Raw genomic sequence first — 26,189 nt, 5'->3', positions numbered from 1 at the left:
AATCAGAAATGCCCGGTGAAACGATAACGGCTGCCGGGATGCCACAGATTCGCCACCGAGGCGACGACGCCCTGCGACCAGGTGCGTCGATGTAAAACCAGACACGGCTCGACGTCGTCCATCCGCAGCTGCTCGCGCCGCTCCGGCGCCGGGGCCGCCGCTTCGATCCGGTACTCGACGCGCTGCAGCGGAGCCGCGCGCATCAGGTACTGGTTCGGCGTCGTGTTCGTGAAATCCTGCTCGGCATAATCCGGCGCGACCGCCGGATTCACCCATCGCTCTTCGAGCTGCACGGGCTCGTCATTCTCGAAGTGCAGCACCTGCGAATGAAACAGCTTCGCACGCACGGCCACCTGCATCTCGTCGGCGAGCGCCTCGTCGGCGCGGATCGTGTCGAGGCCGAGCACGCTGGCGTGATACGCATGCCCGCGTGCACCGACTTCCTCCGAGATGCTGCGGATCGCCACCAGCGTCGACTCGTACTTCGGCCGTGCGACGTAGGTGCCTGCGCCCTTCATGCGGGTGAGCACCTGCTCGGCCGTCAACTCGCGCAGCGCGCGGTTGACGGTCATGCGCGCCACCTTGAATTCGCGCGCCAGCTCGTTCTCGGACGGCACCTGATCGCCCTCCTCCCACTCGCCTGCGTGGATGCGGCCCAGGATGAAATCCTTGATCTCCTGGTAGACCGGCGCGCTCATGGGCTTACTGTTCCGACGCGAACGAGAACGGCGCAACCTTCGCGAACGCGCGCTCGCCGACCAGCTTCGCGATCACGGCGATGTCCGGTGCGAAGTAGTGGTCGAGCTCGTAGTGCGCGACCTTGCCGCGGATCGTTTCCATCACGGGCGCCAGCTTCGGGCTCGTGTGGTACGGCGCGCGCAGGTCGACGCCCTGCGCGGCGGCCAGCAGTTCGATCGCGAGGATGTGCTTCGTGTTGTCCGCGATGTCGGCGAGCTTGCGCGCGGCGAACGTCGCCATCGACACGTGGTCTTCCTGGTTCGCCGAGGTCGGCAGCGAGTCGACCGATGCCGGGTGCGCGAGCGTCTTGTTTTCCGATGCGAGTGCGGCAGCCGTCACGTGCGCGATCATGAAGCCCGAGTTCACGCCGCCGTCCCGCACGAGGAACGGGGGCAGGCCCGACAGCGTCGCGTCGATCAGCAGTGCGATGCGGCGCTCGGCCAGTGCGCCGATTTCCGCTGCGGCGAGCGCGAGGTTGTCGGCCGCGAACGCGACGGGCTCGGCGTGGAAGTTGCCGCCCGACAGCACTTCGCCGGTATCCGGGAAGATCAGCGGGTTGTCCGACACGGCGTTCGCCTCGACCAGCAGCACGTTGGCCGCATGGCGCATCTGGTCCAGACACGCGCCCATCACCTGCGGCTGGCAGCGCAGGCTGTACGGATCCTGCACCTTGTCGCAGTCGCGGTGCGACTGGTTGATCGGCGAGCCTTCGAGCAGGTCGCGATACGACGCTGCCGCATCGATCTGGCCTTGATGGCCGCGCAGTTCATGAATGCGTGCGTCGAACGGCTTCACCGAACCCGCAGCCGCGTCGACCGACAGCGCGCCGGCGACGAGCGCGGTGCGGTACAGGTCTTCGATCGAGAACATGTTGTCGAGCGCCAGCGCGGTCGATGCCTGCGTGCCGTTCAGCAGCGCGAGGCCTTCCTTCGCCTGCAGCGTCAGCGGCGCGAGGCCAGCGACGCGCAGACCGTCGAGTGCGCTTGCACGCTCGCCGCGGATGAACACTTCGCCGACGCCCAGCAGCACGGCCGACATGTGTGCGAGCGGCGCGAGGTCGCCCGATGCGCCGACCGAGCCCTTCACCGGGATCAGCGGCAGCACGTCCGCGTTGAACAGCTTGATCAGCGCGTCCATCACTTCGCGACGGATGCCCGAGTGGCCGCGGCCGAGGCTCGACAGCTTCAGTGCCATCAGCAGGCGCACCGACGAGCGCGCCATCGGCTCGCCGACGCCGACCGCGTGCGACAGCACGAGGTTCTTCTGCAGCAGTTCGAGCTGGTCGTGCGGGATGTGCGTGCTGGCCAGGCGGCCGAAGCCCGTGTTGATGCCGTAGGCCGGCTCGCCCTTCGCGGCGATGTCGGCGACGGCCTTCGCGCCGGCGTCGATCTTCGCGAAGCTGGCCGGATCGAGCGTCAGTTGCACGGTTTCGCGTGCGATCTGGCGCAGTTGCGGGAGGGTCAGGTGGCCGGGGGTCAACGTAATCATGTGAGCAATCCTGTCTAGACAAGTTCGGAATGGATTGAAGTGTAGCTACGCCAACTTGTCTAGACAACCCGTATTTCACCGATTTCGACTTGGGAGTTTCCCTGATGCCCGGTGCGGCCCGCCGAATCGGCTCGTGTGATCCGGCGCTTAACAGTTGTTGCAATTATTTTGTCTTTGGCAACATACGGATCACCATTCGCCACGGAGACCGCCATGCCCTTCCCGTCACGACTCGCCGCCCGGTTCGGCCGCCCCCTGCTGTTCGCCGCGTGCGCACTCGCATGCGGCGCGTCGCTCGCCGCGGAGCCGCTCTCGGGCACGCTCGAGAAGATCCGGCAGGGCAACCTGATCTCGATCGGCCACCGCGAAACGTCGGTGCCGTTCTCCTACGCCGATGCGAACGGCAAGGTCATCGGTTTCTCGCAGGACCTGTGCGACCGCGTGATCGCCGCCGTGAAGGCACGCACCGGCAAGCCCGACCTGCAGGTGCGCTTCATCCCCGTCACGTCGCAGAACCGCATTCCGCTCGTGCAGAACGGCACCGTCGATCTCGAATGCGGCGTCACCACGAACCTCGCCGCGCGTCACGCGCAGGTCGCGTTCTCGACCACCTTCTTCGTCGCGACGACGCGCCTGCTCACGCGCACGAGCTCGGGCATCCGCGACTTCCCGGACCTCGCCGGCAAGACGGTCGTGACGAACCAGGGCACGACGTCCGAGCGCCTGCTGCGCAAGATGAACGAGGAAAAGAAGATGAACATGCAGATCATCAGCGCGAAGGACTACGGCGAAGGACGCCTCACGCTCGAATCGGGCCGCGCGGCCGCGTACATGATGGACGACGTGCTGCTCGCGGGCGTGCGCCAGCTCGCCGCGAAGCCGGCCGACTGGCAGATCGTCGGCACGCCGCAATCGTCGGAGGCCTACGGGTTCATGCTGCGCAAGGACGATCCGCAGTTCAAGGCGCTCGTCGACGGCGTGCTCGTGCAGTTGATGAAGCGCGGCGAGATCGACGCGCTGTACGACAGGTGGTTCATGAAGCCGGTGCCGCCGAAGGGGCTGTCGTTCGACTTCGCGATGAGCGACGTGATCAAGGCGCGCTATGCGGCGCCGAACGACGCGCCGCTCGAATGAGCGCCGCGCGCCGATCCCGGCTCACGCACGCGTCCAAGCGACGCACGCCGCGTAGCCGGGCGCCGCATCGAGCCACGCCGCATCGAACGCCGCGACGCCGGCGGCGGGCGCGGCCGGCTCGACGATCGTCGTCGCAGGGGTCGCGACATCGCGCGGCGGCACGACCGCGAATGCGCTCAGCCCGCCGACGATGCCCGTGCCGAGCGCCTTGAGCAGCGCCTCCTTCGCACTCCAGACGCGCATGAATTCGCCGGCGCGCGCGGCAGCAGGCAGGCTGTCGAGATAGGCGGCCTCGGCGGGCGCGCAGACTTCGCGCGTCAGCGCACGCCAGTCGGTCGCGCGATTGCAGCACTCGATATCGACGCCGACGCGGCCCGCGGGGGCCCACGCAAGCAGCGCATGGTCGCCCGCATGCGACACGTTGAAGTCGAGCGACGCGCGATGCGCGCCGTCCAGCGACGGTCGCCCCGATGCGTCGACGACGATCGCCACCGCCTGCGGCGCGATGCCGAGGGCCGTGCCGAGCACGTCGCGCAGCGCGGCACGCGTCGCGGCGCTGCGTACCGCATCCTCATGCCGCATGAAGCGTGCTGCCCGCGCGCGTTCGCCATCGCTGAGTGCCGCATACGCGGGCGACGCAAGCGGCACGCGCCAGTCGAAATCGACACGCGCGATCTGAACGCCGGCGCGGGACGCGGCAGGCGGCGCGTCGAGCCGCTGCATGCGCCACGCGCGGGGAATGTCGGACGGAGAAGCGGAATCGGGCTGGTCGAGCATCGACGTGCGGCGGCCTGTGGAATGAAACGTCCGATGTTAATCGATCAGGCGGTGCGGCGAGCCGTTGCGGCCCGCCGGCGTCAACACCGGCACCGTGCGCGGCGCTGACGCTCGTCCTCTCGGCCTGCGCCAGCGTTACGCGGCCGCCCTGTCACCCGTTCGCGGCGACGCCCGGCACGCCGCCGCCCGTCCCCCGCCCACGCGACGCCGGGTGCAGCGCATGCACTTTGCCCGGCGCGTCGGCCGGCAGCACGCCGTGTTGCAGCCAGTAGAGCGCCAGCGGCCACAGTGTTTCGGTGAAGCGGCTGTGGAAAAACGCGAAATGGCCGATCGCTTCGACGCCGATGTCGGCCGGCGCGATCCGCAGATGCGTGACGTCGCTGCCCGTGTAGTAGCCGACCAGCCGCTCGATCGCCTCGACCGTGCCGAACCCGTCGTCCTCAAGGCCGATCGCGAGCATCGGCGCCGACAGCCCCGCGAAGCGGGCGGGCAACGCGGCGCGGCTCGCGGCAGGTTCGGCGAGCGGGCCGCTCGTATAGCCATCCTCGAAGCGCGCCTGCGAGCGCACCCACGACAGCGCGACGCCGCGCGGCGTGTCCTCCATCCAGCCGAGCCGCTTCGCGGGCACATAGCCGAACACGGCCGCGAGCACCGGCATCGCGACGTGCCACTTCCACCACATGCGCCGCCGTTCGGCCGGCAGGTAATCGCGCCAGTACGCATACTGCGCGCCGACCGTCACCGCATGCCGCACCTGTACGTTCGATGCCGCGAGCCCGAGCACGAACCCGCCGATGCTGTGTGCGACGACGTCGATCGGCTGGCCCGGAAACGCGTCGCGCGCGTATTGCAGCGCGGCTTCGCAATCGAGCCGCCCCCAGTCGAGCCAGTTCGCGCGCAGCTTCGCGAGGTGCGCCGGGCGCGACCCGCCGATGCCGCGATAGTCGTAGACGAGTACGTCGCGCCCCTGCGCGAACAGCCAGGCCGCGAAACGAAAGTAGTAGTCGCAACGCACCGACGTCGCGCAATTGATGACCGTCACGGGCCGCGCGACACTGCCGCCGCGATGGCGCCATACATGGCCGCGCAATGCAAAGCCGTCGGCCGCGCGCAGCGTCACGGGTTCGGGCGGCAATGCGTCCGCCGCGCGGCTGCCCTGCGTCATTCCGTTGCCTTCGTTCGAAATCGTCATCGTGTCTCCGGTCCCATGCTTCGCGATCCGTCCGGGTTGTCGCGTCAGTGCCGACTCATGCCCGCGCTTCGCAGCCGGCCCGGGCGTCTACGCACGTGCGCCCGCTCCCGCCCCGTCCTTCGCCGCCCACGCCAGCCTCCATTGAACTTGACGCGCCCCGCGTTCTCAACCAATCTTGCTGCTCCGTTCGCATGAGTCACGCGCATGTCAACGCCGCTCGTTCGTCTCCCGTCGCTCGACCTCGTCCGCGGTTTCGTCGCCGTCGGCCGCCGCATGAGCATCACGCTCGCCGCGCAGGACCTGTGCGTCACGCAATCGGCGGTCAGCCGCCAGGTGCACGCGCTCGAAGCGCATCTCGGCGTCGCGCTGCTGCAGCGCGGCTACCGGAAGATCGCGTTCACGCCGGAAGGCGAACGGCTGTTTCGCGTCGCGGATGCGGCGCTGCACAGCCTGCAGGACACCGTCGCGTCGCTCGCGGCCACGCGCGAGCGCCAGCCCGTCACGATCACCGCGAGCATCGGCGTCACCGCACTGTGGCTGCTGCCACGGCTCGGGCGGCTGCAGGCGCGCCTGCCGGAGATCGACCTGCGCGTCGCCGCGAACGACAAGGTACTCGATTTGCGCGCCGAAGGCATCGACCTCGGCATCCGCTATTGTCCACGCGACCGCGCGCCGGCCGGCGCGCTGCGCCTGTTCGACGAGATCGTCGTGCCGGTCGCCCATCCTGCGCTCGCCGGGCGGCCCATCACGAACGCGGCCGCGATCGCCGACCACGTCCTGCTCGAATTCGACGGGCCGCCGCAGCCGCAACTGCAGTGGCGCGCGCACCTGCACGCGGCCGGACTCGGCGACGCGCGCCCGAAAGGCGTGCTGCGCTTCAACCAGTACGACCAGGTGATCCAGGCCGCGATCGCGGGCCAGGGCGTCGCGCTCGGGCGCCTCGCACTCGTCGCGCCGATGCTCGCGGACGGCCGGCTCGCGGTGCTCGGGCCGCACACGCAAGCGCTGTCGGATGCGTACGGCTACTGGCTGTTCCAGCACGATCCGGCCCCGCGCCGCGAAGTCGCCGAGGTCCGCGACTGGATGCTCGCCGAAGCGGCCGAATGCGACACCGCGATGCGTGCGCACGACACGGCGTCGGCGTAAGCCGGCGCGGCCTCTGCAAACAAGCCCGACCGTTGCCGGGCGCTCCCGCCCCACCCCGCGCGCCCCGCGTCGCATTCCCCGCACGCATGCCAACCTGACCGAATGATCGCTTGAGCGACGACGGGCCCGATCGTCTAATCGGATCGAGCGCGGCCGTTTTGCCGCGCGCCATCCTCCGGAGACACGCATGACCCCGATCGAGCAGGAAGTTCGTCGCCGCTGGCTGCCCGTCCTGGCCGGCGGTCTGATCATGGGCGCCGCACTCGGCATCCGCCACGTGCAGGGCCTGTTCCTCGCGCCGGTGTCGCTCGATCATGGCTGGTCGCGCGAAGCGTTCGGGCTCGCGCTGGCGCTGCAGAACCTGATCTGGGGCGTCGCGCAGCCGTTCACGGGCATGGTCGCCGATCGCTTCGGCTCGCTGCGCGTGATCGTCGCCGGGATGCTGCTGTACGCGGCCGGGCTCGTCACGATGGCGCATGCGGCGACGACGGGCATGTTCACGGTCGGCGCCGGGCTCGTGATCGGCGTCGCGCTGTCGGGCTCGGCATTCGCATCGATCTATGGCGCGCTGAGCCGCCTGTTTCCGCCCGACCGGCGCGGCTGGGCGCTCGGCGTCGCAGGCGCGATCGGCGGGCTCGGCCAGTTCTGCATGGTGCCCGTCGCGCAGGAGCTGATCGGCGGCATCGGCTGGCGGCATGCATTCATCGCGCTGGCGCTCGTCGCGGCGCTGCTTGCACCGCTCGCCGTCCTGCTGCGTGACCGGCCCGCGCAGGCTGCCGGCGCCGCCGCGGGCCCCGACCAGTCGATCGGCGAAGCCGTGCGCGAGGCGTTCGCGCATCGCGGCTTCTGGCTGCTGAACGCGGGCTTCTTCGCGTGCGGCTTTCAGCTCGCGTTCATCGCGACGCATCTTCCCGCCTACCTGCTCGACCACGGGCTGCCGGCGCGCCACGCGAGCGTCGCGCTCGCGCTGATCGCGCTGACCAACGTAGCCGGCACCTATGCGTGCGGCCATCTCGGCGGGCTGCTGCGGCGCAAGTACGTGCTGTCGGTGCTGTACCTGGTGCGTGCGCTCACGATGGCCGTGTTCGTCGCCGCGCCGCTGTCGCCCGCGAGCGTCTATGTGTTCGCGGCCGTGATGGGGTTCACGTGGCTCGGCACCGTGCCGCTGACGAACGGCGTGATCTCGCAGGTGTTCGGCGTGCGCTACATCGCGACGCTGTTCGGCTTCGTGTTCTTCGGGCACCAGCTCGGCAGCTTCTTCGGCGTCTGGCTCGGCGCGGTCGTGTACGACGCGACGCATTCGTACATGCCGCTGTGGATCGGCTCGATCGCGCTCGGCATCCTCGCGGCGTTGCTGCACCTGCCGATCAACGACGCGCGCGTCGCGCGTCCGGCATCGGGCAACGCGGCATGGGCATGATCCGCGCGGCGCTGGCCGCCGGCACGCTCGCTTTCGTCGCATGGTGCGGCGCGGCCTACTTCGATTCGGGTGTCGCGTACGCGCTGCTCGAACACGTCGCGTTCTGCAATTGATGCGCCAAGCCGGCGCGCGCGGTCAGCGGCGCTTCGGCAATGCAGCCAGCGCATCGAGCGCGCGGGCACGCGCGGCCGCATGCTCGACGAGCGGCGCCGGATAATCGACGCCGAGCCGCACGCCGGCCGCATCGAGCTCCAGCGGCGACGCTTCCCACGGCGCATGGATCGATGCGTTGTCGAGGCCGGCAAGCTCGGGCACCCAGCGCCGCACGTACGCGCCGTCCGGGTCGAACTTCTGCCCCTGCGCGATCGGATTGAAGATGCGGAAATACGGCGCGGCGTCGGCGCCACAGCCGGCCACCCACTGCCAGCTCGCCGCGTTGTTGGCGGGATCGGCGTCGACCAGCGTGTCCCAGAACCACGCTTCGCCCGCGCGCCAGTCCACCAGCAAGTGCTTGATCAGGAACGACGCGACGACCATCCGCACGCGGTTGTGCATCCAGCCGGTCGTCCACAGTTCGCGCAGGCCCGCATCGACGAGCGGATAGCCGGTCAGCCCGCGCTGCCATGCGTGCAGCGCGGCGGGGTCGTCGCGCCACGGCATCGCGTCGAACTGCGCGCGGAAGTTGTCGGTCGCGAGTGCCGGGAAGTGATACAGCAGCGTGTAGCTGAACTCGCGCCAGCCGAGTTCGCTCAGGAATTTGTCGGCGTCCGCGGCGACCGCCGCACCGCCCGCGCTTGCGGCGCCCCGCACCGCATGCCACACCTGTCGCGGCGATACGTTGCCGAAGCGCAGGAACGGCGACAGCCGGCTCGTCGCGGGACGGTCGGGAAGGTCGCGCGCATCCGCGTAACCGGCAAGCGACGTCGTCAGGAAGGCGTCGAGCCGGGCGTGCGCCCCGGCTTCGTCCGGCGCGGGCCATGCGTCGCGCAGGCCGCCGGCCCAATCCGGCACCGGAGGACGCAAGGCGAGCGCATCGAGCGCCAGCGCGCGGTCTTTCACGGTCTTCGGCCACGGATGAAACGCGATCCGCTCGGGTTCCGGCAACGGCGCGGCGACGGAACGATCGCGCCGCGCCGCACGCCAGTACGCGGTGAACACCTGGTACGGCCCGCCGCTGCCCGTCAGCACCTCCCACGGCTCGTTCAGCAGGCTGCCGTTGCTGCTCTCGACCGTGACGCCGCGCGCCTTGAGCGCCGCCTTCAGCGCCGCGTCGGCGTCGCGCTGCGGTTGCGCATAGCGGCGGTTCCAGTACACGGCTTCCGCGCCCGTGTCGTGCACGACACGTTCGATCTCGCGCGGCGCGTCGCCGCGCAGCAGCAGCAGGCGCCCGCCATGACGCGCAAGCGCCGCGTCGAGCCCGGCCAGCGACCCGTGCAGCCACCAGCGCGCCGCGCCGCCGAGCGCTCGCCCGGCGCCGTCGCCCGTATCGTCGACGAATACGCAGACGAGCGGCCGGCCCGACGCGACCGCACGCGTCAGCGCGGGCTGGTCGGTCACGCGCAGATCGTCGCGGAACCAGACGATCGCGGGAGCAACGGACGACTTGGCAGGCACGGGCACCTCGATGACGAAAGCGGGAAGAGACCCGTATTGTCGCGGCTGCGTCGCGCGGTGTCGACGTTCGATGCGCCGGTGCCGGTGCCGGTGCCGGTGCCGCTGACGCTGACGCTGACGCTGACGCTGACGCTGACGCTGACGATCACAGCACTCGCACCGTTTCGCATCACCCGCCCGGTGAAACGCCTTAGTCCATTCCGACGATTCTTCGCCGCGTGGGCCGGCCTACGCTCGATGTCGGGTGCGCCGCGATGCGCGGGACGTGCCGGCCTCGAACGCCCCCGCACGTCCCGAGCCGCACCCGTCACGCGCGCCGATCGATACCGGCGCGAATCCTTCCGACCGCCGCGACGCTTCCCGCCACCCGGGTACGCGCGGCTTCATCCGATACGCCGCCATGACCAAACCCTCGAATCTCGTCACCTCGATCACCGTCGACATCGACGCACCGGCCTCCGTCGTGTGGGAAGTGCTGACCGACTTTCCGCGCTACGGAGAATGGAACACGTTTTGCGTCGGCTTCGAAACGACCGGCAAGCTCGGCGATTTCGTGCACATGCAGGTGCGCATTCCCGGCACGGAAACCGTGATTCCCGTCAACGAGATCCTCGTCGCGTACGAACCCGAACGCCTGCTGTCGTGGGAGCAGCGCCCGACCGACGACAACAAGGACGCCGCGCGCCGCGACCAGTACATCGATGCGACCGGCGCGGAGCGCTGCCGCTATTTCACGACCGACCAGTTCCTCGGCGTCAACGCGGACACGATCATGCAGAACCACGGTGCGTGGGTGAAACAGGGCTTCGACCAGTGCGCGCGCGACGTGAAGCAGCGCGCCGAAGCGGTCCATGCGGCACGCCGGCGCAACAGCGCGTGACCGGGAGCCGCCGATGCCCGATCTGAAAACGCTGTCCGACCATCACGACATCCGCGAGCTGGTCGTCGCGTATTCGACAGCGATCGACACGCGCGACTTCGACGCGCTCGACGCGGTGTTCACACCTGATGCCGCGATCGACTATCGCGCGATGGGCGGCATCGCCGGCCGCTATCCGGAGGTGAAGGCATGGCTGCGCACCGTGCTGCCGCAGTTTCCGCGGTACCAGCACATGGTCGGCAACCTGTCGATCCGGCTCGACGGCGATACCGCGCGTGGCCGCACGATCTGCTTCAATCCGATGGAAGTCGCGCTGCCGGACGGCAGCACGCAGGTGATGTTTCTCGGGCTCTGGTACGTCGACCGGTTCATGCGTACCGCCCAGGGCTGGCGCATCGTCGAGCGCGTCGAGGAGCGCTGCTACGGTCACAACGTGCCGGCCGTGCTCGCGGGCGCGACCGGTTAATCGGGCCACGATGCGCACGCCGTGCGATGGCTGCACGGCATGCGCGTCATCGCAGCCCGCTGCGTCAATCGAGCCTGAACGCCGCCTCGAATCGCTCGGCGAACGCGTCGAACTCGTCTTCCGGCAGATGGTTGATGCCGCCCGCGCGCTTGCGCCCGCCGCCGGTCGGAAAACCGCGACAGAACTCGTCGGCGCCGAGCGGCCGGCCGTCGGGCACGCGCACGCTGACGACGAGCCCGCCGTCCGCTCGCGGCGACAGCACCGCGAGCGCCGCATGCGGCGCGTTGCGCATCCGCTCGTTCGCGAGCATGCCCGTCGCGCGCCGCGCCCATGGATGATCAGGCATCCGGACCAGCGTCGCACCGGGCACCTCGCGCAGCGGCGCGAGTGCGCACGCACGCGCCATGTCGTCGCGGTAGCCGTCGCGCAGCGCGGCGAACACGGCCGTCTCGCGCACGAAATCGAGCGGATCGACGCAGGGCAGCATCGCGTCGGCGAGCGCCGCCGGGTCGAAATGCAGATCACCGACACACTCGCCGTACGCGTTGTAGTTCAGGTAGAGCCCGAGTTCGGCCAGCGTGTCGCATTCGGCGTCGTCGATCCCGTGCTCGCGCGCAAGCGTGCGGCCAAGCGCCGGCAACTCGTCGCCGAATGCCGCGACGATCGCCCAACGCACGTGCCGGCCGCCGAGATAACGGTTCACGATCGCGCTCGTGCAGACGTCGGCTGCCGTGTCGATATGCGCGTCGAAGCGCGGATCGTCGGGCAGCTCGCCCGCGAAGTGATGATCGAAATAGCGGACCGTCGCGCCATCGCGCAGCAGTCGCGCGCACGCATCGCGATTCTGGTCGTGCGACACGTCGAGCACGGTGACGATGTCGCCCGCGCACGCGTCGATCCGCTCAAGCAGCTTGATGTCGCGCTTCACGCCGGTCACGAGCGCGCCGTGCACGCCCTCCGCGAGCCGCAGTTGCTGAAGCGCGCACAGCCCGTCCGCGTCGCCGTTGAACGCAAAGAAATGTTGTGCGTCGTGGTTGTCCTGCATGTTCCTTTGCTCCGTCGTCAGGGCATGAAATCGCCGCCGTTCGCGTCGAGCGTCGCGCCCGTCACCGCGTTCGCGTAATCCGACGCGAGGAACAGCGCCGCGCGAGCGCAGTCGTCGTCGGTCGGCAGCTTCGCGAGTGCGATGTTCGACGCGATCGGCGCGATGATCTGTTCTTCCGTCATCCCGTACTCGGCAGCCGCCTGCCGGAAATACGTCTGGGTCGGCACGCCCCACATCCACCCCATGTGGATGCTGTTCGCGCGAATGCCGTGCACGCCGAGTTCGCGTGCCAGGTATTTTGCCGCAACCGCAAGCGCGCCCTTCGATACAGCGTAGCCGCCTTCCCCTGCAAACGGCTTGCGGGTCGCCTGCGTGTTGATCATCACGATCGCGCCGCGCTTTTGCCGCTTCATGTGCGGCACGACTTCCTGCGTGAGCGCCATCGTGCCGAACACGTTGGTGTCGAATACCGCGCGCCAGCCATCGAGGTCGGCTTCCTCCACCAGTTCCGGAAACGTGCCGTGCACGAATGCGCTGTTCACGAGCGCGTCGATCCGGCCGAAGCGCTCGACGGCCTGCGTCGCGAGCTGCCGGCATTGTGCACGATCGGTGATGTCGGTCTTCACCTTCAGCACGTTGCAGTCGACGCCGAGCTCATGGATACGCGTTTCGGCGTCGTCGAGCTTTTCCATCGTGCGCGCCGCGACGACGACGCCGCGTGCGCCCTCGCGCGCCGCCTCGACGGCGAGCTTCACGCCGAGCCCCGGCCCGATCCCGGAAATCACGACGATCTTGTCCTTCAGCAACATGGGTTGTCTCCTGGTTGTCGTTGGTCTCGCGAGCCAGGCCGTCAACCGGCCGCCCGCAGGTGCCGCGCGCGATACGCGGCGAAGTCGCGCGCGAGCTGCGCATCGGTGAAGCCGAAGCGCGTGATCGAATAGTCGTGCGCGGCACGCTTGTCGCGGCCGTTGCGCGCCATCCAGTCCGTCATCTCCGTGCGCTGCCGCGCATCGAGCGGCATTCCGGCAAACGCGTATACGGCCTCCGCAACGCCGAGCGGATTCGACACCGTGTCCTCGAAACGCACGTCGAGGAACCGGTCGGCCGGCAGCGCGTCGCGCGCGGCCATCGCCGCGCCGATCGCGCGCGCCATCCCCGCGTTCCACTGCGCGCCGACGGCGAGCGGATCGGGATCGTCCGCATACATCTGCCACAACGTATGCGCCATGCTGGCCATCGACGGAATCGTCTGCGCCGGATCGCGATGCGTCAGCACGACCTGCGCGCGTGGGAACACGCGGCACAGCACGTCGAGCGCATGCAGGTGCTGCGGCGTCTTCAGCAGCCAGCGCGCGGCCGGCGCGACGCCGCGCTGCGCCTTCTGCCACTGCAGGAACTGCAACATCCGCTTCAGGTACGTATAGACCGGCGTGAGATCCTGCCGCGCGAGCCATGCCGTGTAGCGCGGCACGTTCGCGTACGAATCCATCGCGCACACGAACGAATGCTCCATCAGCATGAACTCCTCGTCGGCGAGCATCGCATCGAGCGGATGGATCGTCAGGATCTGCGGAATGCAGTCGATCATCGTCGCGACCTCGGCCTGCGCACGTGCAATGCGCACCGTCGGCTCGGCAAGCGTCTCGCCCGCGAGCGGCGCCGGGTAGCGGGTTTCCCACCACGCGGCCGTGTGGAAACGCGGGTCGACGGCCAGCAGCCGCTGCAGCAGTGTCGTGCCCGTGCGCGGCAAGCCGACGATCACGAGCGGATCGTCGATTTCGATCTCCGCGATCTCCGGATGGCGGCGAAAGTAATACTCGACGACGAGCCGGTTCACGAGCTGGCCGACGAGCTTCTCGCGCATCATCTCCGCACCGCGCGCGGACAGGTTCGCTTCGTCGACCAGCGACGCGCACATCACGTCGAGCGCCTCGCGATACGGCCCGTCGCCGAACACAGTCAGTCCACCCGCGCGCGACACGGCTTCGGCGATCAACCCGTCGGCTGCAAGCAGCGTGCGGGTCCGGTCAAGCGGCGCATTCATGCGGCCTCCTTCAGCGTCGCGAGCTTCACCACACGCGTGCGTGGATGCACCGGCTGCACGGCGCCCACCCAGCGCCAGCAGATCGTGCCGGTGCGATGCCCGGCCGTATCGAGCCAGTTCGCATCGCCCGGCCGCGCGGCCGCGACGACCACCGTCACGCCGCCGTCCGCATTCAGCCGCGCGCTGTGCTTGTTCACGCAGATATCGAAGTGCCGGTAATCGAGCGACTCCATCCAGTAGTTGTTGAGCTGCACGTTCCAGAAATCGCAATCGGGCACCGTGTCGACGTCGATCACGAGCGCTTCGTCGTCGGCCAGCGACCAGCACGAGTGGTAGTAGTAGATGTTCGGATCGCCGCCGACCGACTGGCACAGCGCCTGGTCGGCGGGCGGCAGCGCATTCACGTGCGACCGGTAGCTCGCGGCCCAGTCCGCGAACAGCTTCGACGTCTGCTCGACGAACTGCGCGGCGCGCGTGAGGCCACTCTGCAGCACAAGCGGGTCGAGCGGCGCCGGGCGATCGTCGGCACCGATGCGCTCGATCTTCAACTGCGCCGGCGTTTCCGCACGACGGTCGAGGAAAGTCTGGCGCACCAGCAACGCGTTGGTGCCGGGCTCCATGCGCACCCAGTTGCCCGCGCGCGGTGTCTCGCTTAATACGATCTCGAAGCTGCCGTCCGGTGCGATCTCGAGTTGCTTCGCATCGAGAAAGCCCGTCTGCAGCATCTTGCCGTCGGTCTCGTAGCCGCCCTTCTGCGTGCCGAAGCTCAGGTACGCCACCGTGCCGCGCCGCCCCGTCACGCGGTATTCGCAGCGGCCGTCGAGACGCGCGTACTGGTACAGGTTGTCGGGATTGTCGGCGCCGATCTTCGCGGTCTCGTGCGACGGCGAGAAAAAGCCGGGCCATGCGCCGTCAGCGAACTCGACGTGCATTTCGAGCGCGATGCGCATCAGCCGGCTCAGGTAGCGGAATCCTTCCGCGCGCGTCAGCGGATCGTCCGGCGCCTCGGCGCGCAGGATCTGTTGTCCGCTGCGTTTCAGGGTGTCGCAGAAATCGGCCCAGGTCTGGCCCGAAAGCAATTGCGTGGCACGTGTGTCGTCCGTCATGTGTCGTCTCCGCCGATGGTCGAGCGCTCACCTTAAGCGCCGCCGCCGCGCGCCACTTCGTCCGGGTGGACTAAGGAAAGATCCGCTCCACCACCGCACCGCGGTTTAGTCCACCCGGACGAAGAGCGGCATGCCGCTCGCTCGATACCGTCGGTGTCATGCACGAAACGCCGCACATGTCGCGCGGCACCGGCATGAAACAAGGAGACGAACGATGTTGACCCACTTGGAGCGGCTGGAGGCCGAAAGCATCCACATCATGCGCGAGGTGGTCGCCGAGAGCGAGAACCCGGTGATGCTGTACTCGATCGGCAAGGACAGCTCGGTCATGCTGCATCTCGCGATGAAGGCGTTCTACCCGGCAAAGCCGCCCTTTCCGCTGCTGCACGTCGATACGACCTGGAAGTTCCGCGAGATGATCGCGTTTCGCGACGAGACGACCGCGCGCCTCGGCCTCGACCTGCGCGTGCACATCAACCCCGACGGCGTCGCGAACGGCATCAATCCGTTCACGCACGGCTCGGCCGTCCATACCGACGTGTGGAAGACGCAGGGGCTCAAGCAGGCGCTCGATCACTACGGCTTCGACGCCGCGTTCGGCGGCGCCCGCCGCGACGAGGAGAAATCGCGCGCGAAGGAGCGCATCGTGTCGCTGCGCTCGGAACAGCACCGCTGGGACCCGAAGCGCCAGCGCCCCGAACTCTGGTCGCTGTACAACGCGCGCAAGCGCAAGGGCGAAAGCCTGCGCGTGTTCCCGATCTCGAACTGGACCGAGCTCGACATCTGGCAGTACATCCAGCTTCACGACATCCCGATCGTGCCGCTCTACTTCGCGAAGGAGCGGCCCGTGGTCGAACGCGACGGCGCGCTGATCATGGTCGACGACGAACGCCTGCCGCTGCGCGAAGGCGAAGTGCCGCGGATGCGCAAGGTGCGCTTTCGCACGCTCGGCTGCTATCCGCTGACGGGCGCGATCGACAGCGACGCGACGTCGCTCGACGACATCCTGCAGGAGATGCGCGAGACGCGCACGTCCGAACGACAAGGACGACTGATCGACAGCGATTCGGCCGGTTCGATGGAAAAGAAGAAACAGGAGGGATATTTCTGATGGCACACGTACTCACCGCGCCCGACACGCTCGCGCGCCACGCACCCGATCCCCGCGCCGCCGACGAAGCGCACACGCCAACCCAGGACCTGCTGCGCTTCATCACGTGCGGCAGCGTCGACGACGGCAAGAGCACGCTGATCGGCCGCCTGCTCTACGAATCGAACATGCTGTTCGACGACCAGCTCACGCAGCTCGAAGCCGATTCGAAGAAAGTCGGCACGCAGGGCGGCGAACTCGATTTCGCGCTGCTCGTCGACGGCCTGTCGGCCGAGCGCGAGCAAGGGATCACGATCGACGTCGCCTACCGCTTCTTCGCGACCGCGCGACGCAAGTTCATCGTCGCCGACACACCCGGCCACGAGCAGTACACGCGCAACATGATCACCGGCGCGTCGACCGCCGATCTCGCCGTGATCCTGATCGACGCGCGCAAGGGCGTGCTCACGCAGACGCGCCGCCACAGCCATCTCGTCGCGCTGATCGGCATCAAGCGCGTGGTGCTCGCGATCAACAAGATGGACCTGGTCGACTACGACCGCGCCGTGTTCGAGCGCATCGACGCCGACTATCGCGCGTTCGCCGCCGAGCTCGGGCTGGCGGAGATCGTCAGCATTCCGATGTCGGCGCTGCGCGGCGACAACGTGATCGCGCCGAGCGCGCGGATGCCGTGGTACGCGGGTCCGACGCTGATGCAGCATCTCGACACGCTGCCGCTCGCCGCGCGTGTGACGCGCGACGAACCGTTCCGGCTGCCGGTGCAGTGGGTCAACCGCCCGCACCTGAATTTCCGCGGCTACGCGGGCAGCATCGCATCGGGCGAGATCCGTGTCGGCGAGCGCGTGCGTGTGCTGCCGTCCGGCAAGGAAAGCCGCGTCGCGTCGGTGATCACGCAAGGCGGCGCAAGCGACATCGCGCGCGCCGGCGACGCGGTCACGCTCACGCTCGCCGACGAGATCGACATCAGCCGCGGCGACATGATCGCGCGCGCGGATGCGCCGCCCGAGGTGGCCGACCAGTTCGAGGCGACGCTCGTGTGGATGCACGACGAACCGCTGCTGCCCGGCCGCCCGTATCTCGTGAAGCTCGGCACGCAGACGGTCGGCGCGACCTGCGCGACGCCGAAGTACAAGATCGACGTGAACACGCGCGAGCATCTCGCGGCGCGCACGCTCGCGCTCAACGAAATCGGCGTATGCAACCTGAGCTTCGACCGGCCCGTCGCATTCGATCCGTACGACCGCAACCGCCACACGGGCGGCTTCATCGTGATCGACCGCTTCACCAACGACACGGTCGGCGCCGGGATGCTGCACTTCGCGCTGCGCCGCGCGCACAACGTGCACTGGCAGGCAGTCGACGTCGATCGCGCCGCGCGTGCCGCGCAGAAGGCGCAAACGCCGCGCATCGTGTGGCTGACAGGCTTGTCGGGTGCCGGCAAGTCGACGATCGCGAACCTCGTCGAGAAACGGCTGCACGCGCTCGGCAAGCACACGTACTTGCTCGACGGCGACAACGTGCGGCACGGGCTCAATCGCGATCTCGGGTTCACCGAGGCCGATCGCGTGGAGAACATCCGGCGCGTCGCCGAAGTCGCGCGGCTGATGCTCGACGCGGGGCTCATCACGCTCGTGTCGTTCATCTCGCCGTTCCGCGCGGAACGCGACATGGCACGCGCGCTGGTCGGCCCCGACGAGTTCGTCGAGGTATTCGTCGACACGCCGCTCGCGGTCGCCGAGGAGCGCGACCCGAAGGGCCTGTACAGGAAGGCGCGGCGCGGCGAGCTGAAGCACTTCACGGGCATCGATTCGCCGTACGAGCCGCCCGCGCAGCCCGAACTGCGCGTCGACACGGTGGCTGAGGCGCCTGAAGAGGCGGCCGACCGCATCGTCGCGTACCTGCTGCGCGAGCGCGCGGCGTAAGCGCCGCAAGCGGGCAGCCCGGCGATTGCCCGCCTGCCCGCGTCGCCTACTCCGTTCGGATGACGCGGGCCGCCGGCCGGCCGGTATGCTGGTCCGGGAATCCTTCATCCCGACCAGGAGAACACGAGCATGCCCATCGCGCTGGCGCCCGGCGATCCGGCCGCACACGACGGTTTCGACGACGCGGCGTGGACGGCGCGCGAACTCAGCGCGTGGCTCGGGCTCGTCTATCAGGGCCCGTCGGAAGCGACCCCGTGGGCCGGCTTCCTCGAAGCGGTCCGCGTGCGGCTCGATGCGAGCTTCACGACCCTGGTGCTGCGCAATCCGGGCGGCGCACGGCACGGGCTCATCATCAACGCATCCGCGCACGGCCCGCTACTGCCCGGCGAGCCGTCGTACAGCGAGCAGTTCTACGCGCTCTGCCCGTTTCTCGATCAGCCGCCCGGCCAGGTTTTCACGGCCGATCGGCTGTTCGGCGAAACCGCGTGGCGCGCACACGATTTCTACCGGCAGTACCTGCAGCCGCTCGACCTGCGCTACATCCTCGGCGCGAACCTGCGCGGCGAACGCGGCGTCGAATGCGCGTTCTTCGTGAGCCGTGCGCACGGCGGCCGCGATTTCGACGCGGCCGAGCGCGCGCAGGTCGCGACACTGCTGCCGCACCTGCAGCGGGCAGTCGAGCTGCACGCGGCGTTCGACGTGCTCGATGCCGAACGCGCGCTGTACGCGGGCACCGTCGACCGGCTCGATGTCGGCACCGCGATCGTCGACGAGGACGGCCGCGTGATCAAGCGCAACCGCATCGCCGAACGGCTGATCGAGCAGCAGGACGGGCTGTGCGTTCGCCAGGAGCGGCTCCACGCGTCGTGCCCGCTCGACGAGCGCCGGCTGCAGAAGGCGCTGCAGGCCGCGCTCGAGCATTTCCGCGCGGGTGCGCTCGCGCGCATCGAAGCCACCACACTGTCGCGCCCCGGCGGCACGATGCCGTTGAGCGTGCTGCTGCGCCCGCTCGCGCCCTACCGCGGCGCGGAGGACCGCCAGCACCGGCCCGCGGTCGCGGTGTTCGTCCGCGATCCGGCGTCGTCGCCGCAGACGTCGCGCGACATGCTGCATCGGCTGTTCCGGCTCACGCCGATGGAAACCGAAATCGCGCTGCTGCTCGTCGACGGGCTCACGCTCGACGAGGCGGCCGCCGCGACCGGCATCACGAAGAACACGGCGCGCGCGCACCTGCGCGGCATCTTCGCGAAAACGGGCGCGACGCGGCAGGCCGTGCTCGTGAAGACGCTGCTCAACAGCGTCGTGTCGATGGCATAGCGGCCGCGACGGCGGGCGCAGGCGGGCTTGCCCGGTCAATGCCCGGCCGCACGGGTCGCGACCGGGTGTCCAGTGGTTAGCGCATACTCATTTCATGTCATACGTCATCAGACATGAATAAGTGATCACCGAATCTCATGAAATTCCCCAATAACTGGGAAAATTCCGGGTAAACCCGCGACGTCTTCATCGGCACTCAGGCGTACCATGTCATACGACGACATACTACACAGACCGCCATCCAAACGCTGACGCGAGCACCCGCTCCGTCCGCCGCCGCCCGACCGGAGACACGCTTGAACCCGCCCTCGCCCGCCCTGTCCGGACGCGACCCGCTCGCGTCCGCCGTCTCGAAAGTGAAGTGGCATGTGCTGCCGCTCGTGCTGATCATGTTCATCGCGAACTACATCGACCGCGTGAACGTCGGCTTCGTCGATCGTCACCTCGAAGCGTCGATCGGCATCGGTGCGGCCGCGTACGGCCTCGGCGCCGGGCTGTTCTTCGTCGGCTACGCGCTGTTCGAAGTGCCGTCGAACCTGCTGATGCAGCGCTACGGCGCACGTGTGTGGCTCGCCCGGATCATGGCGACATGGGGCATCGTCGCGGCCGCGATGGCGTTCGTGTGGAACGACACGTCGTTCTACACGCTGCGCTTCCTGCTCGGCGTGGCCGAGGCCGGCTTCTTCCCCGGCGTCGTGCTGTACCTGTCGCAATGGCTGCCGCCGCAGGAGCGCGGCAAGGCGATGGCGATCTTCCTCGGCGGCTCCGCATTCGCGTCGGTGCTGTCCGGGCCCGTCACCGGTGCGCTGCTGTCGATTCGCGGCTTCGGCCTCGAAGGCTGGCAATGGATGTTCCTGATCGAAGGGCTGTTCTCGGTCGTGCTGTGCGGCGCGAGCTGGCTGCTGCTGAAATCGCATATCCGCGACGCGACGTGGCTCACGGCCGAGGAACGCACGGCGCTGCAGAACGCGCTCGACGAGGAGCGCGCGACGCGCGACGTCCGCTCGAACGTGCCGGTGCGCGCCACCGCGCTGCTGCGCGATCCGCAGATCATGCTGTTCTGCTTCCTGTATTTCTCGATCCAGCTGACGATCTACGCGGCCACGTTCTGGCTGCCGACGATCATCCGCAAGATGGGCGGCCTCACCGATTTCCAGGTCGGCCTGTACAACACGATTCCGTGGATGATCGCGATCGGCGCGATGTACGGCTTCGCGGTGCTGTCGTCGAAGTGGAAGCATCCGCAGCGCTGGCTCGCGGTCGCGCTCGTGCTCGCCGCGTGCGGGCTGTTTGCGTCGACGTCGCACGATCCGGTATGGTCGTTCGCGTCGATCTGCTTCGCCGCGCTCGGCTTCAAGGCCGCGTCGTCGCTGTTCTGGCCGATCCCGCAGGGCTATCTCGACACGCGCGTGGCCGCGGCCGTGATCGCGCTGATCAACTCGGTCGGCAACCTCGGCGGCTTCGTCGCGCCGACGGCTTTCGGCTACCTGAAGCAACATACGGGTTCGATCACGGGCGGGCTGTATGCGCTCGCGATCGCTTCGCTCGTCGCCGCGGTCGCCGCGCTGTTCGCGCGCACGCACCGGCGCAGCGATCCGCCGCGCGGCCGGCCGGCCGACGAATCCTTCACGAATGCTTCGATGCTCCGCCATGCCGAACACTGACCGCCTGACCGTCGTCGTCTCGAATGCCGCCGACGGCGACCTTGCCACGTTCTCCCTCGCGGCCGACGGCGCGCTCGCGCCGCTCGCCCGCTACCCGGCCGCCGATGTCGCAATGCCGATCGCCGTGCAGGCCGACCGCGCGCGGCTCTACGTCGCGACGCGCGGCGAACAGCCGACGATCGTCGCGTTCCGCGTCGTGCCGGCCACCGGCGCGCTCGTGCGCATCGGCACGACCGCGATCGACGCCAGCCATGCGTACCTGTCGCTCGACCGCAGCGGCCGCTGGCTGCTCGGCGCGTCGTACGGCGGAAATTCGCTGAGCCTCTACGACGCCGCGCGCATGCGCGACGGCGACGGCACGCCGCTCCAAGTCGCGGGCGGCATCGCGAACGCGCACTCGGTGATCGTGTCGCCGGACAACCGTTTCGCCTACGTCAGTTCGCTCGGCTCGGATCGCGTGTTCAGCTTCGCGCTCGTCGAGGACGCGGCCGGCCTGCGTGTGCTCGAACACGGCGAAACGCGCGTGCCGGCCGGGTTCGGCCCGCGTCACCTGCAATTCGCGGATGACGGCCGTGCGCTCGTCGTCGTCAGTGAATTCCAGGCCACGCTCGCCACGTTCGCGCGCGATCCCGACACCGGCCGGCTCGGCGATGCACACGTGAGCGCACGCCATCCGGCCGTCGCCGAACTCGCGCAAGGCCAAGCACGGCCGCCTGCGCCCGTCGAGCCGTCCGTCTGGGCCGCCGACCTGCACCTGACGCCCGACGAGCGTTTCGCGTATGTCAGCGAACGCACGTCGAGCCGCCTGCTCTGCTATCGCCGCACCGAAGACGGCACGTTCGAACCCGCGCACGCGACCGCCACCGAGACGCAGCCGCGCGGGTTCGCGATCGACCCGTCGGGGCGCTGGCTCGTCGCCTGCGGCGAACAGTCGGAATACGTGTCGGTGTATGCGATCGCGCCGGACGACGGCGCGCTGTCGCCGCGCGCGCGCGTGCCGGGCGGGCGCGGTGCGAACTGGGTTGCGATCGTCTGAAGAAGGGACAGGTGCGGCATGACTCGGCAGGCCCGCCACGCGGGCCGGTGCATGCCCGCGTTCAGCGCCGCTCGCTCGGCGCGACGCCCGTCCAGCGCTTGAACGCACGCGTGAAATTGGCGCGATCCGTATAGCCGACGCGCGCGGCGATCTCGTCGACCGGCAGCCGTGTCCCCTCGAGCAGCCGCAGCGCGTCGCGCAACCGGATCTCGTCGAGCAGCGTCGAATAGGTCGCCCCGTACTCGGCGAGCTTGCGCTTGAGCGTACGCGCCGACACATGCAGTTCGCGCGCGACGTCGTCGACCGACGGATAGCCGCCCTCGCCGCAGATCAGCAGGTTGCGCACACGCTCGACGATGCTTTCCGCATAGCCGAGCCGCGCGAGTTCGGCCTCGCACTGCTGCACGATCATCTGCGCGGTATGCGCGTTCGCGGTGCCGATCGGTTCGTCCAGCAGCGCGGCATCGCAGCGGATGCGGTTCGCGCTCGCGTCGAAATGGCAGCGCGGCAGCCGCGCGCGATAACCGTCGAACCACGGCGGTTCGGGCCATTCGAAATGGAGTTCGGCACGCGACTGCAGCGTGCGCCCCGGCACCGGATACAGTAGCGAATTGAACAGGATCGCCGTCTCGACCAGGAAGTTCTCGACCGCGAACTGACGCAGCCGGCCGAGCGGAAACGCTTCGAGCACGTCGATGTCGACGATCCCGTCGAGCTGCGCGAGCCGCACCGAGAAGAACGGCACGCGGGTCGGCAGGTAGCGGATGCCGAGCGAAATCGCCTCGCCGAGCGTCGCGCAGCTCATCAGCCCGAAGCCGATCAGTCCCGCTTTCGTCAGGCTGCTACGCAGGCCGATCTCGATGGCGATCGACGGGTCGTCCGTCGCGTCGAGCAGGTTGAACACGATCGCCGCCTGCTGCAGCGGCGTGATGCGCGCATCGGGCTGCGCGAGCCGGTCGCGCTCGACGCCCGAGCCGGCAAGCACGCGGCCGCCGTCGATGCCGCGCTCTTCGGCCAGCATCAACATGAACAGCGCATACGCGGACGACACCGTCGCCTTGTTCAGCTGGCGCGCGGCATCCGGGACGGACAGGACCATGCGGCGGACTCCGGAGCGGTTTCGGCGGATTGTAGCGTCGCTGGCCCGCAATGACACCGGGGCGAGACTCTAGCCGCGCCGGCAGGCCATCGTGGCCCGAAATGACACCGCCATTGGCACCCGCGGCCCTCGCGTGCGGCCCGGTGCGCGCCTATGCTTGTCCCATCGGCATTGCGCCCCACCCTTTCCGCAGGAATCCCGGTCGATGAGCCAACCCGCACGAACCGCCTTTCGCAACGACGCGGACAAGGTCGCGTATGTCCGCCGCGAGGTCAACGCCGCGAGTGACGCGATCCGCGCGCGCTTTCCGCTGCTCGACAACCAGAACCTCGTCGGCGCGACCGTGATGGCCGTCTCGGTCAGCGCGATGCTCGCGATCGCCTGGCTGTATGCGCGCGGCGCGATCGCGTGGTACGTCGCGCTGCCGCTCGCCGCGTTCGTCACGTCGCTGATCCACGAGCTCGAGCACGACCTGATCCACCTGATGTACTTCAAGAAGACGCCGTGGGCCTATCACCTGATGATGGCGCTGTGCTGGCTCACGCGGCCCGGCACGATCAACCCGTGGACGCGGCGGCGCATGCACCTGCACCACCACAAGGTGTCGGGCGGCGAATCGGATCTCGAGGAATTCGGCATCACCAACGGCGAGCGCTGGGGCGTGAAGCGCCTGCTGATGATCGCGGACGGCATGCTCGCGGTCGTGCTGCGGCCGGCCGCGATGCGCCGCAAGGTGAAGCAGTACGTGGCGGCGCAGCCGGTGCAGGATCCGTCGGAGCGCCTGCAGTTGCGCGTCGAGCAGGTGTCGTCGTACATGCCGGTCGGTCACGTGTATTACGTGCTGTGGCATGCGTTCATCGTCTATCACGCCGGCCTGTTCGCACTGCATGCGTTCGGCTACCCGGTGACGGTGCCGGCCCTCGTCGAGCGCGTGATGAGCGTCGTCGATTTCCTGGCCGTGGTGTGGCTCGGGCCGAACTTCGTGCGCAGCTTCTGCATCAACTTCGTCAGCTCGAACATGCATTATTTCGGCGACATCGATTCACGCAACGTGATCCAGCAGACGCAGGTGCTCAACCCGTGGTGGATGCTGCCATTCCAGCTGTTCTGCTTCAATTTCGGCAGCACGCACGCGATCCATCACTTCGTGGTGCGCGACCCGTTCTACATCCGCCAGCTGACCGCGCGCACCGCGCATGCGGCGCTGCGTGAAGTCGGCGTGCGCTTCAACGACGTCGGCACGTTCGCGCGGGCGAATCGCTGGGGCGGTTATCGCGCGTCGCGTGGTACGCGCCAGGCTCGGGCGGACGCGTAACGCACCGCATCACTCGCCGATCGGCGGCATCGGCCCTTGCCCGCGGATCCACGACCAGTTCGCGAGCTCGGCCATTTCCTTGTCGCCGCGGCTGTCGCCGTACGCGAACAACTGCTTCGGCGGCCGGTTGCCCCACCATCCACGCAGCCGCACGACCTTCTGCGGCCCCCAGCAGTTTTCGCCGTCGAGCCGCCCGGCGAAGGTGCCGCGCTCGAACGCCAGCCGCGTCGCGAGCACCGCATCGAAGCCGGCCGTCTTCGCCCACTTCTCCAGATACAGCGACGGCGACGCACTCACCAGCACGACTTCGTGCCCGCGTGCCCGATGCTCGCGAACGCGTTCGAGCATTTCCGGACGCACGAGGCCCGGCAGATAGGTGTCGACGAACGTGCGCGCCTGCGCATCGAGCGCGTCCTCGCGCACCGGCCCGAACGCGAACGACGCGAACTTCGCCTTCGCGTCGCCGCGCGACAGCAGCCCGGCCTTCATCGCGACGATCCACGGCAGCGCGCGCAATCCGGCCCACGCGAAGCGCGGCGTGCCGACCGCATAGCGGACGAAATGGCGAAAGCTGTCGGTCGTCGTGATGGTGCCGTCGAAATCGAATGCGGCAACGATGCGGTCAGTCATGGAGAATCGGCGGGAAAGCAATGAGATGCCCCGGAAGATAGCAGACTCGCGCCGGTGCACGTGAATTGGTGTAACGCGGCGTGTCCTGCGCAGCGAACACGCGCGCCGCCGCGCGCGCATTCGTGCCGTTCGTTCCCTTCGTGCCGTGCGCTCAGCGCTGCGGCCGCGCCGCCAATGCCGCCGGCAGCACGACGTTCATCAGGTGATCGGCACGCGACAGCAGATCGGTCACGCGCTCGTCGAGCCCGCGCAATTGCGCGGGTTGCATGCGGATCTGCTGCACCGCCTGCCCGACGATGTTGCGGCGGTCGAACAGCGTGCGCTCGACACCCGCATCGTCCGGGGCGCGCACGACGTCCGACACTGCGCTCAGCGCCGCGAGCACGACCACGAGGTTTTCTTCCGCATGGCGGACCTTCGCGGCAAGCTCCTCGGTACGGCGTGGAAAGAAGCCGAGCGACTGCTTGAGCGCCCCGATCGCCGCACGGTAGTCGACCTGGCCGGACGCCGCGCCGAACCAGCGTTCGAACATGCCGGCCTTGCGCGTCGCCTGCGCGAGCATGCCGGCCATCATGTCGGCCGCGCCGAGTTCGTTGAACTCGCGCGTCGTCGCCGCGACGGCTTCGACGAGGTTGCCTGCCGTCTCCAGCGCACCGTCGCCGATCATCGCGACCGTCGCGAGCTTCAGCGGCACCAGTTGCCGGATGTGCCGCTCGATGCGCGGTGCGTAGTCGGGGTAAAGATTCGGGAAACTGGCCTGCGCGGCGCGGAAGCATGCTTCGAGCTGCGGATGGTTCGATTCGCCGAACACCGCGCGGCCGACCGCCTCGGCCGGCGCCGTGCGCACGGCCTTGCCGGACGCGGGCGCCGGCCCGAAGTCGAGCGCCTGCGGCGCGGGCCGCTCGGGCGCACGCGCAACCGGCGTCGCGGCCGCGGGCGGCGCATCGAACGCAAGACGCCCGGGCGTGCGCTCGGGCGTCGTATCGAACTCGAGCCGCTTGGGCTCGTCAGACGGATTCGTCATCGCTGCTTCCTGCCCGGCGCG

24 protein-coding genes are annotated in these 26,189 nt (G+C 68.8%); 12 read left to right on the top strand and 12 right to left on the bottom strand.

The window, feature by feature from the left end; genetic code table 11:
* Positions 1-2 precede the first annotated feature (2 nt).
* Together hutC and hutH are read right to left on the bottom strand one after the other, a co-directional pair.
* A complete protein-coding gene (gene hutC / locus BCO18175_RS33325) occupies positions 3-698 on the bottom strand; it encodes a histidine utilization repressor (protein ID WP_174987288.1) in 696 nt (231 codons plus the stop codon).
* A 4-nt stretch (positions 699-702) separates the two neighbouring features.
* Complete coding sequence (gene hutH, locus BCO18175_RS33320) at positions 703-2,226, bottom strand: histidine ammonia-lyase (RefSeq protein ID WP_174917709.1); 1,524 nt, start codon at positions 2,224-2,226, stop codon at positions 703-705.
* Between the two features lie 213 nt (positions 2,227-2,439).
* Between hutH and BCO18175_RS33315 the strand changes: the two genes are divergently transcribed.
* Positions 2,440-3,360 (top strand): glutamate/aspartate ABC transporter substrate-binding protein, encoded by a 921-nt coding sequence (locus BCO18175_RS33315; protein ID WP_174987286.1) that lies wholly within the window; start codon positions 2,440-2,442, stop codon positions 3,358-3,360.
* 21 nt (positions 3,361-3,381) lie between these two features.
* Here BCO18175_RS33315 and BCO18175_RS33310 read toward each other — a convergent pair whose 3' ends face one another.
* Positions 3,382-4,137, bottom strand: a complete 756-nt coding sequence (locus BCO18175_RS33310) for a 4'-phosphopantetheinyl transferase family protein (protein ID WP_174987284.1) — start codon at positions 4,135-4,137, stop codon at positions 3,382-3,384.
* A gap of 151 nt (positions 4,138-4,288) precedes the next feature.
* Positions 4,289-5,329: an alpha/beta hydrolase family protein gene (locus tag BCO18175_RS33305; RefSeq protein ID WP_174987282.1), complete on the bottom strand. Its 1,041-nt coding sequence runs from the start codon at positions 5,327-5,329 to the stop codon at positions 4,289-4,291.
* 204 nt (positions 5,330-5,533) lie between these two features.
* Here BCO18175_RS33305 and BCO18175_RS33300 point away from each other — a divergent pair, with 204 nt between their 5' ends.
* The 3 genes from BCO18175_RS33300 (at position 5,534) to BCO18175_RS40910 (ending at position 8,008) form a co-directional block, all read left to right on the top strand.
* A complete protein-coding gene (locus BCO18175_RS33300; protein ID WP_174987280.1) occupies positions 5,534-6,475 on the top strand; it encodes a LysR substrate-binding domain-containing protein in 942 nt (313 codons plus the stop codon).
* 187 nt (positions 6,476-6,662) lie between these two features.
* Positions 6,663-7,895, top strand: coding sequence for an MFS transporter (locus BCO18175_RS33295; RefSeq protein WP_254608215.1), 1,233 nt, complete (start codon positions 6,663-6,665; stop codon positions 7,893-7,895).
* A complete protein-coding gene (locus BCO18175_RS40910; protein ID WP_006478335.1) occupies positions 7,886-8,008 on the top strand; it encodes a hypothetical protein in 123 nt (40 codons plus the stop codon). The genes BCO18175_RS33295 and BCO18175_RS40910 overlap by 10 nt, the downstream gene beginning before the upstream one ends.
* Before the next feature lie 22 nt (positions 8,009-8,030).
* Here BCO18175_RS40910 and BCO18175_RS33290 read toward each other — a convergent pair whose 3' ends face one another.
* Positions 8,031-9,509, bottom strand: coding sequence for a cryptochrome/photolyase family protein (locus BCO18175_RS33290; protein WP_174987278.1), 1,479 nt, complete (start codon positions 9,507-9,509; stop codon positions 8,031-8,033).
* 400 nt (positions 9,510-9,909) lie between these two features.
* Between BCO18175_RS33290 and BCO18175_RS33285 the strand changes: the two genes are divergently transcribed.
* Together BCO18175_RS33285 and BCO18175_RS33280 are read left to right on the top strand one after the other, a co-directional pair.
* Positions 9,910-10,389: an SRPBCC domain-containing protein gene (locus tag BCO18175_RS33285; protein WP_174917702.1), complete on the top strand. Its 480-nt coding sequence runs from the start codon at positions 9,910-9,912 to the stop codon at positions 10,387-10,389.
* Positions 10,390-10,402: 13 nt separating this feature from the next.
* On the top strand, positions 10,403-10,855 hold the full coding sequence (locus BCO18175_RS33280; RefSeq protein ID WP_174987276.1) for a nuclear transport factor 2 family protein: 453 nt from the start codon (positions 10,403-10,405) through the stop codon (positions 10,853-10,855).
* Positions 10,856-10,919: 64 nt separating this feature from the next.
* On the opposite strand, the gene BCO18175_RS33275 is transcribed toward BCO18175_RS33280, so the two are convergent.
* From BCO18175_RS33275 to BCO18175_RS33260, 4 genes are read right to left on the bottom strand one after another with little or no spacing between them, the layout of a single operon-like run.
* A complete protein-coding gene (locus BCO18175_RS33275) occupies positions 10,920-11,900 on the bottom strand; it encodes an acetyltransferase (protein WP_174987275.1) in 981 nt (326 codons plus the stop codon).
* Positions 11,901-11,917: 17 nt separating this feature from the next.
* Positions 11,918-12,709 (bottom strand): SDR family oxidoreductase, encoded by a 792-nt coding sequence (locus tag BCO18175_RS33270; RefSeq protein WP_174987273.1) that lies wholly within the window; start codon positions 12,707-12,709, stop codon positions 11,918-11,920.
* A 41-nt stretch (positions 12,710-12,750) separates the two neighbouring features.
* On the bottom strand, positions 12,751-13,944 hold the full coding sequence (locus tag BCO18175_RS33265; protein WP_174987272.1) for a sulfotransferase family protein: 1,194 nt from the start codon (positions 13,942-13,944) through the stop codon (positions 12,751-12,753).
* On the bottom strand, positions 13,941-15,050 hold the full coding sequence (locus BCO18175_RS33260) for a DUF1214 domain-containing protein (protein ID WP_174987270.1): 1,110 nt from the start codon (positions 15,048-15,050) through the stop codon (positions 13,941-13,943). Before BCO18175_RS33260 ends, BCO18175_RS33265 begins: the two co-directional genes overlap by 4 nt.
* 130 nt (positions 15,051-15,180) lie before the next feature.
* Here BCO18175_RS33260 and cysD point away from each other — a divergent pair, with 130 nt between their 5' ends.
* The 5 genes from cysD to BCO18175_RS33235 all read left to right on the top strand — a co-directional run bounded on the left by cysD (position 15,181) and on the right by BCO18175_RS33235 (position 22,100).
* Positions 15,181-16,161 (top strand): sulfate adenylyltransferase subunit CysD, encoded by a 981-nt coding sequence (cysD, locus tag BCO18175_RS33255; protein WP_174987268.1) that lies wholly within the window; start codon positions 15,181-15,183, stop codon positions 16,159-16,161.
* Complete coding sequence (gene cysN / locus BCO18175_RS33250) at positions 16,161-18,083, top strand: sulfate adenylyltransferase subunit CysN (protein WP_174987266.1); 1,923 nt, start codon at positions 16,161-16,163, stop codon at positions 18,081-18,083. The genes cysD and cysN overlap by 1 nt, the downstream gene beginning before the upstream one ends.
* A 129-nt stretch (positions 18,084-18,212) precedes the next feature.
* Complete coding sequence (locus BCO18175_RS33245; protein WP_174987264.1) at positions 18,213-19,400, top strand: helix-turn-helix transcriptional regulator; 1,188 nt, start codon at positions 18,213-18,215, stop codon at positions 19,398-19,400.
* A gap of 296 nt (positions 19,401-19,696) precedes the next feature.
* Positions 19,697-21,064, top strand: coding sequence for an MFS transporter (locus BCO18175_RS33240; RefSeq protein ID WP_174987262.1), 1,368 nt, complete (start codon positions 19,697-19,699; stop codon positions 21,062-21,064).
* Positions 21,051-22,100: a lactonase family protein gene (locus BCO18175_RS33235; RefSeq protein ID WP_174987260.1), complete on the top strand. Its 1,050-nt coding sequence runs from the start codon at positions 21,051-21,053 to the stop codon at positions 22,098-22,100. Before BCO18175_RS33240 ends, BCO18175_RS33235 begins: the two co-directional genes overlap by 14 nt.
* 61 nt (positions 22,101-22,161) lie before the next feature.
* Here the strand turns inward: BCO18175_RS33235 and BCO18175_RS33230 are convergent, their stop codons facing one another.
* On the bottom strand, positions 22,162-23,199 hold the full coding sequence (locus BCO18175_RS33230; RefSeq protein WP_174987258.1) for an AraC family transcriptional regulator: 1,038 nt from the start codon (positions 23,197-23,199) through the stop codon (positions 22,162-22,164).
* A gap of 205 nt (positions 23,200-23,404) precedes the next feature.
* Here BCO18175_RS33230 and BCO18175_RS33225 point away from each other — a divergent pair, with 205 nt between their 5' ends.
* Entirely contained in the window at positions 23,405-24,514 is a 1,110-nt protein-coding gene (locus tag BCO18175_RS33225) for a fatty acid desaturase (protein ID WP_174967258.1), read from the top strand.
* A 9-nt stretch (positions 24,515-24,523) separates the two neighbouring features.
* Here BCO18175_RS33225 and BCO18175_RS33220 read toward each other — a convergent pair whose 3' ends face one another.
* Both BCO18175_RS33220 and BCO18175_RS33215 read right to left on the bottom strand, forming a co-directional pair.
* On the bottom strand, positions 24,524-25,144 hold the full coding sequence (locus BCO18175_RS33220) for an HAD family hydrolase (protein WP_174987256.1): 621 nt from the start codon (positions 25,142-25,144) through the stop codon (positions 24,524-24,526).
* 151 nt (positions 25,145-25,295) lie between these two features.
* Entirely contained in the window at positions 25,296-26,168 is an 873-nt protein-coding gene (locus BCO18175_RS33215; protein ID WP_174987254.1) for a hypothetical protein, read from the bottom strand.
* Positions 26,169-26,189 lie beyond the last annotated feature (21 nt).

This window comes from Burkholderia lata, assembly GCF_902499335.1.
In the GTDB taxonomy this organism is placed as follows: Bacteria; Pseudomonadota; Gammaproteobacteria; order Burkholderiales; family Burkholderiaceae; genus Burkholderia; species Burkholderia lata_B.
Note: the sequence above shows the minus strand (reverse complement) of the source record. Positions and strands in the feature narration are given on the sequence as shown.